General features: G+C 68.1%; 13 protein-coding genes. 5 read left to right on the top strand and 8 right to left on the bottom strand.

Features of this window, described 5'->3' with window-relative positions:
* Nucleotides 1–52 precede the first annotated feature (52 nt).
* Nucleotides 53–757 (bottom strand): DUF2334 domain-containing protein, encoded by a 705-nt coding sequence (locus tag K3M35_RS13320; RefSeq protein WP_220666532.1) that lies wholly within the window; start codon nucleotides 755–757, stop codon nucleotides 53–55.
* A gap of 138 nt (nucleotides 758–895) precedes the next feature.
* Between K3M35_RS13320 and K3M35_RS13315 the strand changes: the two genes are divergently transcribed.
* Nucleotides 896–3,022 carry an FAD-dependent oxidoreductase gene (locus K3M35_RS13315; protein ID WP_219129923.1) on the top strand — a complete coding sequence of 709 codons (2,127 nt, stop codon included), beginning with the start codon at nucleotides 896–898 and terminating at the stop codon, nucleotides 3,020–3,022.
* 82 nt (nucleotides 3,023–3,104) lie between these two features.
* Here K3M35_RS13315 and bluB read toward each other — a convergent pair whose 3' ends face one another.
* Genes bluB through K3M35_RS13295 form a run of 4 tightly spaced genes read right to left on the bottom strand, consistent with a single transcriptional unit; the run spans nucleotide 3,105 to nucleotide 5,252 of the window.
* Entirely contained in the window at nucleotides 3,105–3,764 is a 660-nt protein-coding gene (gene bluB / locus K3M35_RS13310) for a 5,6-dimethylbenzimidazole synthase (RefSeq protein ID WP_220666531.1), read from the bottom strand.
* Between the two features lies 1 nt (nucleotide 3,765).
* The gene (locus K3M35_RS13305) at nucleotides 3,766–4,260 is read right to left on the bottom strand and encodes a glutathione peroxidase (RefSeq protein ID WP_019290035.1); all 495 of its coding nucleotides are present in this window, start codon (nucleotides 4,258–4,260) and stop codon (nucleotides 3,766–3,768) included.
* Between the two features lie 24 nt (nucleotides 4,261–4,284).
* Entirely contained in the window at nucleotides 4,285–4,734 is a 450-nt protein-coding gene (locus tag K3M35_RS13300) for a DUF1801 domain-containing protein (protein ID WP_220666530.1), read from the bottom strand.
* On the bottom strand, nucleotides 4,731–5,252 hold the full coding sequence (locus tag K3M35_RS13295) for an SRPBCC family protein (protein ID WP_138841688.1): 522 nt from the start codon (nucleotides 5,250–5,252) through the stop codon (nucleotides 4,731–4,733). The genes K3M35_RS13300 and K3M35_RS13295 overlap by 4 nt, the downstream gene beginning before the upstream one ends.
* A 206-nt stretch (nucleotides 5,253–5,458) precedes the next feature.
* Between K3M35_RS13295 and K3M35_RS13290 the strand changes: the two genes are divergently transcribed.
* Nucleotides 5,459–6,322, top strand: a complete 864-nt coding sequence (locus K3M35_RS13290) for a fumarylacetoacetate hydrolase family protein (protein ID WP_088897500.1) — start codon at nucleotides 5,459–5,461, stop codon at nucleotides 6,320–6,322.
* 69 nt (nucleotides 6,323–6,391) lie between these two features.
* Here the strand turns inward: K3M35_RS13290 and K3M35_RS13285 are convergent, their stop codons facing one another.
* Nucleotides 6,392–7,756, bottom strand: coding sequence for a cation:dicarboxylate symporter family transporter (locus K3M35_RS13285; RefSeq protein WP_039958022.1), 1,365 nt, complete (start codon nucleotides 7,754–7,756; stop codon nucleotides 6,392–6,394).
* 262 nt (nucleotides 7,757–8,018) lie between these two features.
* Here K3M35_RS13285 and K3M35_RS13280 point away from each other — a divergent pair, with 262 nt between their 5' ends.
* Nucleotides 8,019–9,572, top strand: coding sequence for a sensor histidine kinase (locus K3M35_RS13280; protein ID WP_220666529.1), 1,554 nt, complete (start codon nucleotides 8,019–8,021; stop codon nucleotides 9,570–9,572).
* The gene (locus K3M35_RS13275; RefSeq protein ID WP_006551834.1) at nucleotides 9,569–10,261 is read left to right on the top strand and encodes a response regulator; all 693 of its coding nucleotides are present in this window, start codon (nucleotides 9,569–9,571) and stop codon (nucleotides 10,259–10,261) included. The genes K3M35_RS13280 and K3M35_RS13275 overlap by 4 nt, the downstream gene beginning before the upstream one ends.
* An 83-nt stretch (nucleotides 10,262–10,344) precedes the next feature.
* Here the strand turns inward: K3M35_RS13275 and K3M35_RS13270 are convergent, their stop codons facing one another.
* Together K3M35_RS13270 and K3M35_RS13265 are read right to left on the bottom strand one after the other, a co-directional pair.
* On the bottom strand, nucleotides 10,345–12,492 hold the full coding sequence (locus K3M35_RS13270; protein ID WP_064852806.1) for a S9 family peptidase: 2,148 nt from the start codon (nucleotides 12,490–12,492) through the stop codon (nucleotides 10,345–10,347).
* Nucleotides 12,493–12,498: 6 nt separating this feature from the next.
* Nucleotides 12,499–13,386 (bottom strand): phosphoribosylaminoimidazolesuccinocarboxamide synthase, encoded by an 888-nt coding sequence (locus K3M35_RS13265; protein ID WP_006551836.1) that lies wholly within the window; start codon nucleotides 13,384–13,386, stop codon nucleotides 12,499–12,501.
* Between the two features lie 108 nt (nucleotides 13,387–13,494).
* Here K3M35_RS13265 and K3M35_RS13260 point away from each other — a divergent pair, with 108 nt between their 5' ends.
* Nucleotides 13,495–14,928, top strand: coding sequence for an MDR family MFS transporter (locus K3M35_RS13260; protein ID WP_094979470.1), 1,434 nt, complete (start codon nucleotides 13,495–13,497; stop codon nucleotides 14,926–14,928).
* The last annotated feature ends 35 nt before the right edge of the window (nucleotides 14,929–14,963 follow it).

The following is a 14,963-nucleotide window of genomic DNA, read 5'->3' as shown; positions in this document are numbered from 1 at the left end:
CAACATTACCGAGCGGATGCGGCGACCGGGAGCACCGGCGGGCCAGGCGGGATCACGCCACGCGGCTGTTCGACGGACGCGGCCGCCAGGCGTGGACGGTCGGTTCGGCACCGTGGTGCAGCGCGAGGTCGACGGCGTCGAGGATCGCCTGCCGGGGGCCGGACTCGGCGAGCCGGGGAGCGGCGATCGCCAGACGCAGCAGCTCCCCGCGCCGCGCCGTCCGCGACGCGCCCATCACCATCGCGCGGCAGCGCCACACGTCCGACCCCGCACCGTCACCGAGCGCGTACAGCCGCGTCTTCGTCACGGTGCCCGCCACCAGATCGTGGATCCCCGCGTTGTCCGCCATCATCCGGAAACCGACCTGCGGAAGTGCTGTCACTGCGCCCGGCGACGCGCGCCATCGCGGTGGTGCGAACAGCCGGGTGCGCAGTCCGGTCTCCTCGAGCACACGGTCGGCGGCGAGCAGGCGCAACCGTGCTTCGTGCTCGGGCAGCGTCGCGAACTCGGCGCGACGTCGCTTCGTCGCCGCCTGGTCGTAACCGTGCAGCACGATCGCGTCGCCGCCCTCGCGTCGCTCGAGCAGCCACTCCTGCGTCGCCGAATCCCGCACGAGGCGGTAGTGGTCTTTCAGGCGGGGTGCGACGAACAGCGACAACGGCACTCCACGCGCGTCCGTCTCACGGGCGAAGGCGTCCACGAGGTCGCGCGTGACGTCCCGGATCCCCGACACCGACACGATCATCCGTCCGCTCATGCCCCCGAGCCTGCTGCACTCGGGTGAACGGCGTCCTGCCCGACCGGGAAGTCCGGATGAAGACTCGGGCCGGCGATCCGCATCCCGTTCATCGGGACAGTGTCGACGGCCACACGGAGCCGGGCATACCGTCCGGGCGTGGCAGTCCCGAACCAGACCTATACGCGCCTTCTCTCCCCCGGCACCATCGGGCCGATCACCCTGGACAACCGCGTGGTGATGCCCGCCATGGACATGAACCTCTGCGAGGACGGGGAGATCGAGCAGGGCGACATCGATCATTTCGTCGCCCGCGCGGCCGGAGGCACCGGGCTGATCGTCACCGGATGCTGCGCGGTCGCCTATCCGGCGGGATGCACCAGCACGAAGGAACCCGGCCTGTCCGAGGACCGGTTCATCCCCGGCCTCCGCGCACTGACCGACGCCGTCCACGAGGCCGGCAGCAAACTGTGCGTGCAGATGGTGCACCACGGCAAGGTCGCCCGTATCGACACCCTGCAGGGCCGGCCGCAGCTCGTGCCGAGCATCCCGAAGCCGCCGAGCGACATGAGCGCCATGGCCGACTGCACGCCCGCGGAACTGCAGCGCATGGCATCGATCCAGGGTGGCGCGCAGGCCACCTACAACGAGGCCTCCGAGAGCGACATCGAATGGTTGATCCGGATGTTCGCCGAGGCCGCGGGCCGGGTCGCCGCCGCCGGAGCGGACGCCGTCGAGATCCACGCCGCCCACAACTACGTGCTCGGCGCCTTCCTCAGCCGCTACACGAACCAGCGCACCGACGGATACGGCGGGTCGCTGGAGAACCGGGCCCGGCTGACCTGCGAGGTGATCCGCGCGGTCAAGGCCGAGGTCGGCGACCGCCTCGCCGTCATCGTGCGGCTGGCAGGGCAGGAATACGGTGAGACGGACGGCCTGACCGTCGAGGAATCCGCTGCTGCCGCAGTGCTGTTCGAGCAGGCCGGTGCCGATGCACTCCACGTCACTGGCACCGCGCTGAACGCGTTCGCGAATTTCACCGACGGCCCGTTGCCGGACAAGGTCGGCTACTACACCCACAACGCGGCGGTCATCAAGCGTGCGGTGTCGATCCCCGTCATCACCGTCGGCCGCATGCTGCCGGAGGTCAGCGAGCGAATGATCGCCGAGGGCGTCACCGACTTCGTCGCGATGGGACGTCAGTTGCTGGCCGATCCCGCGCTCGTCGCCAAGCTCAAGCAGGGCCGCAGCGAGCAGATCCGCCCGTGCATCAACTGCTATGTGTGCGTGCAGGAGAACTTCTGGGATGCCACGCCCATCTGTGCGGTCAATCCGGCGCTGGGCAACGAGACACTCGTGCCGTTCGTCCGCACTGCGGCGCCGAAGCACGTCGTCGTGGTGGGTGCCGGGCCGGGCGGCCTCGAGACTGCTCGGGTCGCCACCGAGCGCGGGCACCGCGTCACCGTCCTGGACAAGACCGACCGGCTGGGCGGGACCCTGTGGTTCTCGACCCTCACCACCCCCGACAACGAGCGGCTGCTGAAATGGCTGACGGCCGAGGTCACCCGCCTCGGCATCGACGTGCGGCTCGGCGCCGAGGCCACCTCCGCATCGATCCGCGCCCTGAAGCCGGACGTGGTGGTCGTCGCGACGGGCGCCGTGCGGGAACGTCCCACCGTGCCGGGCGGGGACTTGCCGCACGTGCACACCGGCGACAGCATGCGTGCGCTCATGACGGGTGCGGGCGACGTCTCCGATCAGTCCCCGGTGCTGCGGGTGATGGGCCGGGTGGGCAGGCTCGCCGGTATCACCACGAGCCCTCGGAGGATCCGTGATCTGAGCCGGCGGTTCCTGCGTTTCCTGCCGATGGCGAAGGACGTCGTCGTGATCGGCGGGTCGCTCGTCGGGCTCGAACTCGCGGAGTTCATGGCCGAGCGGGGAAGCCGGGTGACGCTGCTCGCCGAGGGGAAGCAGCTCGGGGTGCCGATGGCGATGCCGCGCCGGTGGACCGCCGTCAAGCACGCGCGCGAGGTCGGCCTCGAGGTGCATCGTGGTGCGACGGTTCAGCGCATCACCCCGAAGACGGTGGAGTTCACCGTGGGTGGCGAGACGAAATCGGTACGCGCCCGCATGGTCGTGGTCGCGTCCGGTGTGTCGGCGGCAGCACCGCTCGCCGACGAACTGGCCGGCTCGGACATCGATGTCCGCGTCGTCGGGGACGCGGGTCGGGTCGACTACATCGAGGGCGCCATCCACAGTGCCTGGAAGGTCGCGACCGAACTCTGAAAACAGGCAGGTGGCGACCGATCTGTGAAACAGCGGGTGGCGGCCGGCTCGCGCACTCACGAACCGGTCGCCACCCGTCGGATCAGGCTTCCCGGTCACCCGGCGCCGCGAACCTGTCGCGGTGCACGGCCTCCTCGAGCTGGCGCCCCTTGCGCCAGCCGAACCGTTCGAGGTCGGGTATCTCTTGGAGCCGCGTGACCGGCCCGACACACAGCCACGCGATGGGACGCACGGGTGCGCTCACTCCGACGAAGTCGGCGAGGAAGTCCTCCTCGTAGAACGACACCCATCCCACGCCGAGACCCTCGGCGGTCGCGGCGAGCCACAGGTTCTGGATCGCCAGCACGGCCGAGAACAGGCCGGATTCGTCGATGGTGTGACGGCCGAGGATGTGCTTGCCGCCGCGTTCGGGGTCGTAGGTGACGACGACGCCGGTCCCCGATTCGACGATGCCTTCGATCTTGATGGGGTCGAAGGTGGTCTTCCGGTCCTCGGGGAGCGAGTCGGCGAACGCCTGCCGGCAACCGGCGACGTGCTCGGCGAACTCCTTCAGCCGCTGTTCGTCCTGTACGACGACGAAGTCCCAGGGCTGGGTGTTGCCGACACTGGGTGCGTGATGGGCGGCCCGCAGGATGCGCATCAGCGTGTCCTCGTCGAGCCGTTCCCCGCTGAATTCTGCACGGACGTCGCGACGCATGCGGATGATGTCGTACAGCGCGTCCCGCGCTTCTGTGCCGAACATGTCAGGCCGGCAGGATCTCTTCGAGGGCGTCGAGGATCTCGGGCGCATCCGGTTCCGTGCGGGGACGGAAGCGCGCGGCGACCGTGCCGTCGGGAGCGATGAGGAACTTCTCGAAGTTCCACTGGATGTCGCCGGCCTCGCCGGAGGCATCCGGGTGCTTGGTGAGCTCGGCGTAGAGAGGATGCCGGTTCTCGCCGTTGACCTCGATCTTCTCGAGCAGCGGGAAGGTCACGCCGTAGGTGGCGGAGCAGAACTCCTGGATCTCCTCCGGCGTTCCGGGCTCCTGACCCATGAACTGATTGCACGGCACGCCCACGACGAACAGTCCGCGGTCGCGGTATTCCTGCGCGAGCTTCTCGAGTGCCGTGTACTGCGGGGTCAGGCCGCACTTGGACGCGACGTTCACGACGAGTACCGCGTGGCCCTCGTACGAGCCGAGATTCGTGGGTTCACCCGAGAGGGTGTTGATCGGGATGTCCTGGAGAGGCGTGGTCATGCATCCAAACTATCGTGTGCCCGATCACTCCCCCGAACATCGGCGTGCTACATCTTCTCCCCCCGGCAGCGCGGCGGCCTGTCTCACCCACTTCCGGACCTTCTCCTCGTCGAGGTCCTCGAGCCGGCGGATGTCGTGATAACGCATCTCGGGATGCTTGGACTCCTTCTCCGGCAGCGGGTCGAGCGAACTCCCCCTGAAGAAACTCAGCTGCACGTAGTTCGTGAAGCAGCGGAACGTGAGGAACCAGCTGTCGTCGGCGGTGCCGTAGAGCGGCTGATTCCACTTCACGGCGTTGTGGACGTCGGGAACTTCCTCGAGGATCAGCTCGTCGAGGCGTCGGCCGATGTCGTGCTTCCACTCGGGCATCGCCGCGATGTAGGCCTCGACCGGTTCCCTGCCCATCCCCTTCGGGATCTGGGGGTTGCCACCCGACAACAGCTTGGGTCCGGTGCCCTTCTCGGACTCGCTCATGAGGTTTCCCCTCCTTGTCCCGGCACGGGAGCACCCGCCGGGAACCCTTCTGCGATGTAGGACTCGTAGACCGGCCGCCAGGCCTCCGAGTCGGTCTCCTGCGACGGCGGTTCGCCTGCCAGCAGGGCGTCGAACTCGTCGAGGCATACCGTCCAGCCTGCGGCGACCATCGCGGCGGTCTCCCGGTCGCCGAGGACGTTGACGAAGACGAACAGGCAGCCCTGCGGCGTCGGGTTCAGTGTGAACCCCAGTTCGTCGCCCTCCCACGTGTAGGACAGGCTGCCGCGTGGCTCGCACGCCAGGATCGTGCCCTTCGTGGGCTCGGCGCCGGGCTCGTCGGTGAAGGTGATCGTGCCGCCTTCACGGAGTTCGATGTCGACGGCGGCGGGGAACCATCGGGAGAGTTCGGCCGGGTCGGTCACCGCGCTCCACAGGCGTTCCTGCGGATACGGGTACTCCCGCTCGAAGCGGATCGCGGGGCGGCCTTCGACATCGACGAATCGAGCTCGGTTCTTCACAGCGACTCCCGAAGTTGTGCGGTTGAAGAGCGTTGCGTGGCTTCTTCCCCGAACTATGCCGCATCCCTCCGACAGGAGGGTGCGATCAGGAGACCCGGTCGAACTCGTCCTCGATGTCCCCGCTACGGCTCGAGCACCACCTCTGTCGGAGGCCGCGGTGACATAGCAGGATCGAACCGACCACCGCAGCCATCAGGAGAACGTCCATGCGCATCGCCAACCTCGACAACCGAGCCGTCCTCGTCGTCGGTGACCCCGGCAACGAGCGGGGCATCGACATCGCCACCGCGTCCGACGGCCGGTTCGGACCCGACCTCGCCTCGATCTACGAGTCGTGGGACGAGGTGCGGGCGTGGGCGGCGGACGCGGACGTCACCGACCACGCTGCGATCGACCGTGCCCGGCTCGGCGCCCCTTCCCCCGCACCCCGTCAGGTCTTCGCGGTCGGGTTGAACTACGACGACCACGCCGCCGAATCGGGCTTCGAGGCGCCCACACATCTGCCCCCGGTGTTCACCAAGTACGTCTCGGCGTTCACCGGCCCCGACTCCGAGGTCACGATTCCGGACGGCGGCAACGTCGACTGGGAGATCGAACTCGTCGCCGTCATCGGTCGGGAGGCACGCGACGTCGACGCAGCAGACGCCTGGTCGTACGTCGCGGGCCTGACGGCGGGGCAGGACATCTCCGAGCGCGTCGCCCAGATGCGCGGACCGGCGCCCCAGTTCGGTCTCGCCAAGTCCTATCCGGGCTTCGCTCCGCAGGGTCCGTGGCTCGTCACCCCCGACGAGTTCGCCGACCCGGACGATCTGGAACTGGGATGCACGATCGACGGCGAGGAGGTCCAGAAGGGCCGCACGCGGGAGATGATCTTCTCCGTGCCCGCGCTGGTCGCCGAGCTGTCGCGCAACGTCACCCTGTATCCGGGCGACGTGATCTTCACCGGCACACCCGCGGGTGTGGGCATGGGCCGCGACCCGCAGCGCTACCTGCGCGCCGGTGAGCGGCTCGACAGCTGGATCGACGGCATCGGCGAACTGCACCAGCGTTTCATCGCCGCCCGCGCGTAGTCGCTACAGAAATGGCTGTCCGCTACGGAAATTCCGTAGCGGACAGCCATTGTCGTAGCGGATGCCGGATCAGACGGACACCTTCTCCAGCTTCGCCGGTTCGCGCTCGGGAGCGGGCTCGTGATCGTCGACCATCATGCTCTCGTCGAACGGCAGCCGTCCGCTGAGCACCTCGTCGACGCGGTCACGGTCCACCGACTTGGTCCACGTGCCGATGAGCAGGGTCGCGATGGCGTTGCCGGAGAAGTTGGTGACGGCACGCGCCTCGGACATGAACCGGTCGACACCGACGATCAGGCCGACACCGTCGAGCAGGTCGGGGCGGTGGCTCTGCAGACCGCCGGCCAGCGTCGCCAGACCGGCACCGGTGACCCCGGCCGCACCCTTCGAGGCGACGATCATGAACAGCAGGAGCGAGATCTGCTCACCCATGTTCAGGGGACTGCCCATCGCGTCGGACACGAACAGGGCGGCCATCGTCAGGTAGATCGCGGTGCCGTCCAGGTTGAACGAGTAACCGGTGGGCACGACCACGCCGACGGTGGTGCGCTGGACACCGAGGTGCTCCATCTTGGCGATCAGACGCGGCAGCGCGGACTCCGACGACGACGTCGCGAAGATGAGGAGGTACTCGCGGGCGAGGTACTTCACGAGCTTGAACACCGAGACACCGGCGACGGCCCGCAGCAGCGATCCGAGGACGCCGAAGACGAACACGACGCACGTGAGGTAGAAGGCGATCATCAGCACACCGAGCTGCAGGACCGCGCTCAGTCCGGTCTGGCCGACGACGTTGGCGATGGCGCCGAATGCACCGATCGGGGCGAGCCACAGGATCATCGTCAGGATGCGGAAGACGAGCTTCTGCAGGTGGGCGATGCCACGGAGGATCGGTTCACCCGACTTGCCGATGCCCTGGATCGCGAAGCCGACGAGCAGCGCCACGAACAGGGTCTGCAGGACGCTGCCGGCAGTGAGTGCGGAGAGCAGGGAGGTCGGAATGATCGACGCGATGAAGTCGACGGTGCCGCCGGCCGCGTGTGCCTTCTCGGCGAGTTCGGCACCCGATCCGGCGTTGGCCGGATCGAGGGTGAGCCCCGAACCCGGGTCGAGCAGGTTGCCCACACCCAGGCCGATCGCGAGGGCCACGGTCGACATGCCCACGAAGTAGATCAGCGCGAGTCCACCGATCCGGCCGACGCTCGCCGCTGCCCGGACCGACCCGATGCCGAGCACGATGGTGCAGAAGATCACCGGGCTGATCATCATCTTGATCAGGTCGACGAACATGGTGCCGAGGACACCGAGCGACTTGCCCGTCTCGGGGGCCAGCCATCCGACGGCGATACCGGCGACGACGGCGATGATGACGCCGATGTACAGCCAGTGGGTACGGTCGCGGCGTTTCTCGCCCCGCACGGTTGTGGTGCTCATGGAGTGCCCTTCGATCATGCGCGGGCTCGTCGCGCGATGTTCACGGATAACGGGATGCGGTGACGCACCGGCGAGGACTCGGGAATCGACCGTGGTTCGGTCGGGTACTACGGGACCCTGGTAGGGGCCGCTCCGCGCCCGGGTGGTGACCGGCATCACGTCCACATAAGGACATGGTGGTGGCCGGGTCGCCGCGGGAGAAGTTTGTGTACATAGTGTTCACGGGAGGTGAACGGTGAACCGTCGCCAGGCGAGACCGCCGATGAGCGTGGCGGGCCAGCTGCTCATCCTCCAGCTGGTGGTGTTCACGGTGATAGCGATCGTGGCGGGTGCGCTCATCGTCGTCGACGAACGCCGCGACGCCGACGAGGCCACGCGCCGCACCGTGACGGATATCGCAGTGACAGCCGCGCTCTTCCCGGAGGTCGCGGACGGGTTGCTCTCCCCCGATCCGACCGCAGCGCTCCAGCCCCGCGCCGAGCAGATCCGCGAGGCGACAGGGGTGGACTTCGTCGTCGTCGTGGACCCCGAGGGCATCCGCGTGACACATCCGGTGCCGGAGCAGATCGGGTTGCCGTACACGGGCCACACCGATGAGGCCCGTTCGGGCACGCCGTTCACCGAGACGTACACGGGCAGCCTCGGATCGTCGATCCGCACCATCGCGCCGGTCTACGACGACAGCACGCTCGTCGGATTCGTGTCGGTCGGGGTGACACGGGAGAGGATCGCCGAGAACTTCGTGCGGAGCCTTCCGGGCATCGTCGGCCTGGTGGCGGCCGGGCTCGTGGTCACCGCGGCGGGCGGATACCTGATCGCGCGGCGCCTGCGCCGTCAGACCCTCGGGCTCGATCCCGACCAGCTGCGGCGCATGTACGAACACCACGACGCCGTCCTGCACTCGATCGGCGAAGGGCTGCTGGTGTTCGGTGGAGCACCCGGCGCCTCACCGCAGGTCGACGTCGTCAACGACGAGGCACGCCGCCTGCTCGGCCTACCCCCGACCGGGCCGGTCCCCTTCGACGCCCTGCCCGAGACACTGCGCGAACTCGCAACCACCGGCGAGGCACGCGACGAGGTGCACCTGACGCGCGACCGCACCCTCGTCGTCAACAGCGACGCGGTGAACTGGAACGAGCGCCGCATCGGCACCGTCGTCACCCTCCGCGACCACACCGAGTTGCGCGGTGTCCTCGGTGAACTCGACTCGGTCCGCGGATTCGCCGAGTCGCTGCGGGCGCAGGCCCACGAGTCGGCGAACCGTCTGCACACCATCGTCACGATGGTCGAACTCGGCCGGACGGAGGACGCGGTCGCGTTCGCGACGCAGGAACTGGCGGTCTCCCAGCACCTGATCGACAGGTTGACAAGTGCCATCCACGAGCCGGCGCTGTCGGCGTTGCTGCTCGGCAAGATCGACGAGGCCGCCGAGCGAGGTGTGGAACTGACCGTCACCGACGACACGGAACTGGGCCCGGTTCCGTCCATCCCGGCGCGCGATATCGTCACCCTCGTCGGGAATCTCATCGACAACGCCATCGACGCCTCCCATGCGTCGGACGACCCATGGGTGGAGGTGACTGTGCGTCGGGACGATTCGTCGATGATCGTCGAGGTCGCCGACAGCGGGCCGGGGATGTCGCCGGAGGTGCTGGCCCAGGCCATGCAGCGCGGCTACTCCACCAAGTCCGAGCAGCGCGGCCTCGGACTCGCACTCGTCGCCCAGGTCGTGGCGCGTCACGGGGGAACTCTGCGCACCGAACCGTCGCTGGGTTCGATGATCGTCGCCGTGATCCCCTTGGAGAGCCGGTCGTGATCCGGGTGCTCGTCGTCGAGGACGAACCGCTCATCGCCGAGGCCCACCGCGAATACGTCGGGAGGGTGGACGGGTTCGAGGTGGTAGGTGTCGCGCACACGGGTAGCGACGCCGTGCGGGCGGTCGCGTCGGCTGCGCGGGTGGGCACACCGGTGGATCTGGTGCTGCTCGACATCGGGCTCCCCGACACGAGCGGCCTCGAAGTGGCTGCACGCCTGAGCGCCGGTCGTCCGAGTCCCGACATCATCGCCGTCACGTCGAACCGCGATCTGGAGGTCGTGCGGACGGCGGTCGCGCGGGGTGTGGTGCTGTATCTGCTCAAGCCGTTCACCTTCGCGGCACTGCAGGACAAGCTCGAACAGTACGTGGCCTACCGCTCGGCGTTGCGCGACGCCGAGACCGCGGCGGGCCAGCACGATATCGATCGCGCCATGTCGGCTCTGCGCACGAGCAGTTCCCGTCCGTCCACACCCAAGGGCATCTCCCCCGACACGCTGTCGAAGATCACCGATTTCCTTCATCACGCCGACGGGCCGCGAACCGCTGCGGAAGTCGGATCGGCCGTGGGGGTCTCACGCGTGACGGCGTGGCGTTACCTCGAACGGCTCGCCGACGACGGAGCCGCGACCCGCATCACCGAGTACGGCCGCGCCGGCCGGCCTCAGGTCCGGTACGAACTGCGCAGGTGAGCGGTCTGCTATCGGCTACACAGTTCGTCATTCGCGTCGGCAATTGCTGCGGCGAATAGCGCGAACGCGAGCGGATACCGAGCTCAGCCCGCAGAGGTCTCCGCGCGGCAGGCGCCCGACGTCTCGAGCACCCACGCGAACTCGAACGCGACCTCGCGCCACTTCTCGTACCGGCCCGACACACCGCCGTGTCCCGCGCTCATCTCCGTCTTGAGCAGCAACGGCGCATCGCCGGTCTTCGTCGCGCGCAGCTTGGCGACCCACTTGGCGGGTTCGACGTAGAGCACGCGCGTGTCGTTGATGCTGGTGATCGCGAGGATCGCCGGGTAATCCTTGGCCTCGACGTTCTCGTAGGGGCTGTACGAGCGCATGTACTCGTACACCTCTGGGTTCTCGAGCGGGTTGCCCCACTCGTCCCATTCGATCACCGTGAGCGGCAAGGACGGATCGAGGATCGACGTGAGCGGGTCGACGAACGGGACGTTCGCGAGGATGCCCGCGAACAGCTCGGGTGCGATGTTCGCGACCGCACCCATGAGCAGGCCACCGGCACTGCCGCCGTCGGCGACCAGCTTCTCCGGGCTCGTGACGCCGGCGTCGATCAGGTGCCGCGCGCACGCCACGAAGTCGGTGAAGGTGTTCTTCTTCGTCAGCGACTTGCCGTTCTCGTACCAGTGCCGGCCCATCTCGCCGCCGCCGCGCACGTGCGCGACCGCGAAGACCATGCCCCGGTCGAGCAGCGACAGGCGTGCGACGGAGAAGGCCGGGTCGATGCTCGCTTCGTACGAGCCGTAGCCGTACAGCAGCGTGGGCGCGTTCTCGGGGGTGCCCTTGCGCGCGACGATCGACAGCGGGATCTTCGTGCCGTCCTCGGCGGTCGCCCACTCGCGGCGCTGCTCGTAGAGCGTCGGGTCGAACTCGCCGAGCACCGGCTGCGACTTGAGCAGCTTCAGCTCACCGGTGCTCACGGTGTAGTCGTAGACCCGGCTCGGGGTGATGAACGACGTGTAGCCCAGACGCAGTGTGGGCTGGGTCCATTCGGGGTTCGCGCCCGGTCCGACGGCGAAGAGTTCCTCGTCGAACTCTAGTTCGGTGAGCTTGCCGTAGCCCTCGTCGGTCAACGGCCACACCGCGAGTCGGGTGAGGGCTTCGCGGCGGTAGCCGAGCACCAGGTGTCCCTCGAACGCGTCGACGTCCTCGAGGCGCACGTCGTGCCGGTGCTCGATCAGGGTGCGCAGCGCGGACGGGTCGTCGACGGGAGCCTCGGCGAGGACGAAGTTCTCGGCCTTCTTCCCCGTCTCGGGGTCGACGTCGTTGTGCAGGATCAGGAAGCGGTCCTCACCGGCGATCACGGCGTGCTCGGCACCGTACTCGACACCTTCGCGGCGCGGCAGGATCACACGGAATTCGCCTGTGGGGTTCTCGGATTCGAGCACCCATCCCTCGGTGGTGATCTTCGAGCCGACCCAGATCATGAGGTACTTCTCGCTGCGGGTCGAACCGATCGACACCCAGTACCGCTCGTCGGGTTCGTGGAAGACCTTCACGTCCTCGTCGACGGAGGTGCCGAGCTTGTGCCGCCAGACGGTGTCGGGCCGCCACGACTCGTCGACCGTCTGGTAGAAGACGTGGCTGTGGTCGAGCGCCCACGTCGCTCCCGGTGCGGTGCCGGGGATCTCGTCCGCCCGCATCTCACCGGTGGTGAGGTCCTTGATGCGCAGGGTGTAGCGCTCGTCGCCCACGACGTCGGTCGAGTACGCGAGCAGCGTGCCGTCGTGGCTGATCGAGAACGCCCCGAGCGAGAAGAACTCGTGCCCTTCCGACTCGACGTTGCCGTCGAGGAGCACCTGCTCGCCGGGGAGTTCCACACCAGGCGTGACATCGGGCGGTGTCCAGTCGTCGGCGTCGGCGATCGGGCACCGGCACTGGATCGCGTACTGCTTGCCCTCGACGGTGCGGGCGTAGTACCACCAGTCACCCATCCGGGTGGGGACCGACATGTCGGTCTCCTGGGTGCGCGACCTGATCTCCTCGAAGATCGCCTCACGCAGCGGAGCGAGATGTTCCGTCTGCGCCTCGGTGTACGAGTTCTCCGCTTCCAGGTACGCGACGACCTCGGGGTCGTTCTTGTCGCGCAGCCATTCGTAGTCGTCGACGAAGGTGTGCCCGTGATGGGTGCGCTCGAGCGGCACCTTCTTCGCGACCGGCGGAGTGATCTTCGAGGAGGTCATATGCGGTCAGCCGATCCAATCGTCGAAGGACAGTCCCGAAATACGTTCGTACGCCTCGATGTAGCGAGCTCGCGTCTTGTCGACGACGTGCTGCGGCAGCGGCGGGGGCGGGGTGTCGGAGGCGCGGTCCCAGCCCGATTCGGGTCCGGTGAGCCAGTTCCGGACGATCTGCTTGTCGAAGCTGGGCTGAACCTTGCCCTCCTCGTACTCGTTCGCGTCCCAGTAGCGGGACGAATCCGGGGTGAGGACCTCGTCGGCGAGCACCAGATTGCCGGCCTTGTCGAGACCGAACTCCAACTTGGTGTCGGCGAGCAGGATGCCGCGGTCGGACGCGTACATGGCGGCGCGGTCGTAGATATCGAGCGTGTCCTGGCGCAGCTTCATCGCCAGGTTCAGACCGACCTTCTCGACGACGTCGTCGAAGGAGATGTTCTCGTCGTGGTCGCCGAGCGCAGCCTTGCTGGCCGGGGTGAAGATCGGTTCGGGCAGTCTGCTGGCCTCGACGAGCCCCTGGGGCAGGGTGACACCGCAGACGGAGCCCGTGGCTTGGTAGTCGAGCAGGCCGGAGCCGGTGAGGAAGCCTCGGGCGACGCACTCGACGGGCACCATCTCGAGGCGCTTGACCACGAGTGCGCGGCCGAGGACCTCCTCGGGGATACGCTCGTCGTCGGGTTCTCCCGCCAGGTGGTTGTTGGTGGCGTCGAGCAGCTTGAAGAAGAACACGCTCATCGCAGTGAGGACCCGTCCCTTGTCGGGGATCGGGGTCTCGAGCACGTGATCGTAGGCCGAGATCCGGTCACTGGCGACGAGGAGCAGGTGCTCGTCGTCGATCACGTACAGATCACGCACCTTGCCGCCGGCGAGGTGTTGGTAGGACTCGAGTGAAGGACGCACGCTGACACCCTAGTGCTCATCGAGTGGGCGTACCGCACCCCGTGGCGGATATCCCACTCGTTCACCGCCGGGTGGAACAACGAACGTACGAGTGGGAACAGGAGTGGCATGGCCGCATCGTCGCGAGTGGACGTCGGGTTCGGGTCCGAGCGGGGCCCGATCCTCATCGCTCTGATGCTCGCCACCTCCCTCGTGGCGCTCGAGAGCACCATCCTGGCGACCGCGATCCCGACGATCGTCGCGGACCTGGGCGGCTTCACGCAGTTCCCGTGGTTGTTCTCCGCCTATCTGCTCACGCAGGCGGTGCTCGTCCCGGTCTACGGCAAACTCTCCGACGTCTTCGGCCGCACTCCGCTGTTGTTGTTCGGGATCGGGGTGTTCGCGGCGGGTTCGGTGCTGTGCGCGGTGGCGTGGAGCATGCCGGCGCTGATCGCGTTCCGCGCGGTGCAGGGACTCGGCGCCGGTGCGGTGCTGCCGATGGCACAGACGATCGCCGGGGACATCTACACGGTCGCCGAGCGCGCCAAGGCGCAGGGCTATCTCGCCAGTGTGTGGGGCATGTCGGCGGTGATCGGCCCGACCGTGGGCGGTGTCTTCGCAGACTTCCTGTCGTGGCGGTGGATCTTCTGGATCAACCTGCCGTTGTGTGCCCTCGCGGCGTGGGTGCTCGTCCGCAACTTCCGCGAGGACACGCCGTCGGGACCGCGACCGCGCGTGGACTGGGCCGGCGCGGCGACACTCGCGGTAGGCGCCGCCCTGCTGATCCTCGGCCTGCTCGAGGGCGGGCAGTCATGGGCGTGGACGTCGGCGACCGGGATCGGCATCTTCGCCGCCGGTGCAGCCCTGATCGCGGTGTTCGTGTGGATCGAGTCCCGCGCCGCCGAGCCGATTCTGCCGATCCGGCTGTTCACGCGACGTGTGCTGGTCACCACCAGCGCGGTGTCGTGCCTGGTGGGCGCGGTCGTGCTGGGTCTGACCTCGTACGTTCCGTCGTTCGTGCAGGGTTCGCTGGGGACCACGGCGCTCGTCGCGGGGTTCACGCTGGCGACGATGACGATCGGCTGGCCGATCGCGGCGGCGCAGTCGGGCCGGCTCTATCTGCGGATCGGTTTTCGCAACACCGGTCTGGTGGGTGCGGTGCCGCTGTTGTGCGGCGCGGCGCTGTTGACGCAGGTCGGGGTGGATTCGGCTCCCGGGGAGGTGGCGCTCTGCTGCGTGCTCGTGGGACTCGGGATGGGGTTGATCGCCAGTCCCGCGCTGATCGCGGCGCAGTCCAGCGTCGACTGGTCCGAGCGGGGCGTCGTCACGGGCGCGAACGCCTTCGCACGTGCGATCGGCAGCGCGGTGGGCGTGGCGGTGTTCGGTGCGCTGGCCAATGCAGCCCTCGGGGGCGCAGCGGCGGACGAGACCGTCACCGGAACTCCCGGTGCGGCGCAGTTGGCGGACTCGGTGGCGCCGGTGTTCGTCGCCGTTCTGGTCTGCGCCGTCCTGCTGGTGTCGTGCGTGTGCCTGATCCCGAACCGTCCGGCGGCGGCCGGGTAGGCGACACGCCGCGTGCCTATACCGTTACCTACGAG

This window comes from Rhodococcus sp. DMU2021 (assembly GCF_019641445.1).
Classification (GTDB): Bacteria; Actinomycetota; Actinomycetes; order Mycobacteriales; family Mycobacteriaceae; genus Rhodococcus; species Rhodococcus pyridinivorans.
The sequence above is the reverse complement of the archived record's forward strand: the minus strand, read 5'-3'. Positions and strand labels throughout refer to the sequence as shown.

Coding starts and splice junctions, on each gene's coding strand:
- K3M35_RS13260 (WP_094979470.1), top strand. CDS start 13,495: ATGGCCGCATCGTCGCGAGTGGACGTCGGGTTCGGGTCCGAGCGGGGC.
- K3M35_RS13285 (WP_039958022.1), bottom strand. CDS start 7,756: ATGAGCACCACAACCGTGCGGGGCGAGAAACGCCGCGACCGTACCCAC.
- K3M35_RS13290 (WP_088897500.1), top strand. CDS start 5,459: ATGCGCATCGCCAACCTCGACAACCGAGCCGTCCTCGTCGTCGGTGAC.
- K3M35_RS13300 (WP_220666530.1), bottom strand. CDS start 4,734: ATGAGCGAGTCCGAGAAGGGCACCGGACCCAAGCTGTTGTCGGGTGGC.
- K3M35_RS13280 (WP_220666529.1), top strand. CDS start 8,019: ATGAGCGTGGCGGGCCAGCTGCTCATCCTCCAGCTGGTGGTGTTCACG.
- K3M35_RS13270 (WP_064852806.1), bottom strand. CDS start 12,492: ATGACCTCCTCGAAGATCACTCCGCCGGTCGCGAAGAAGGTGCCGCTC.
- bluB (WP_220666531.1), bottom strand. CDS start 3,764: ATGTTCGGCACAGAAGCGCGGGACGCGCTGTACGACATCATCCGCATG.
- K3M35_RS13305 (WP_019290035.1), bottom strand. CDS start 4,260: ATGACCACGCCTCTCCAGGACATCCCGATCAACACCCTCTCGGGTGAA.
- K3M35_RS13320 (WP_220666532.1), bottom strand. CDS start 757: ATGAGCGGACGGATGATCGTGTCGGTGTCGGGGATCCGGGACGTCACG.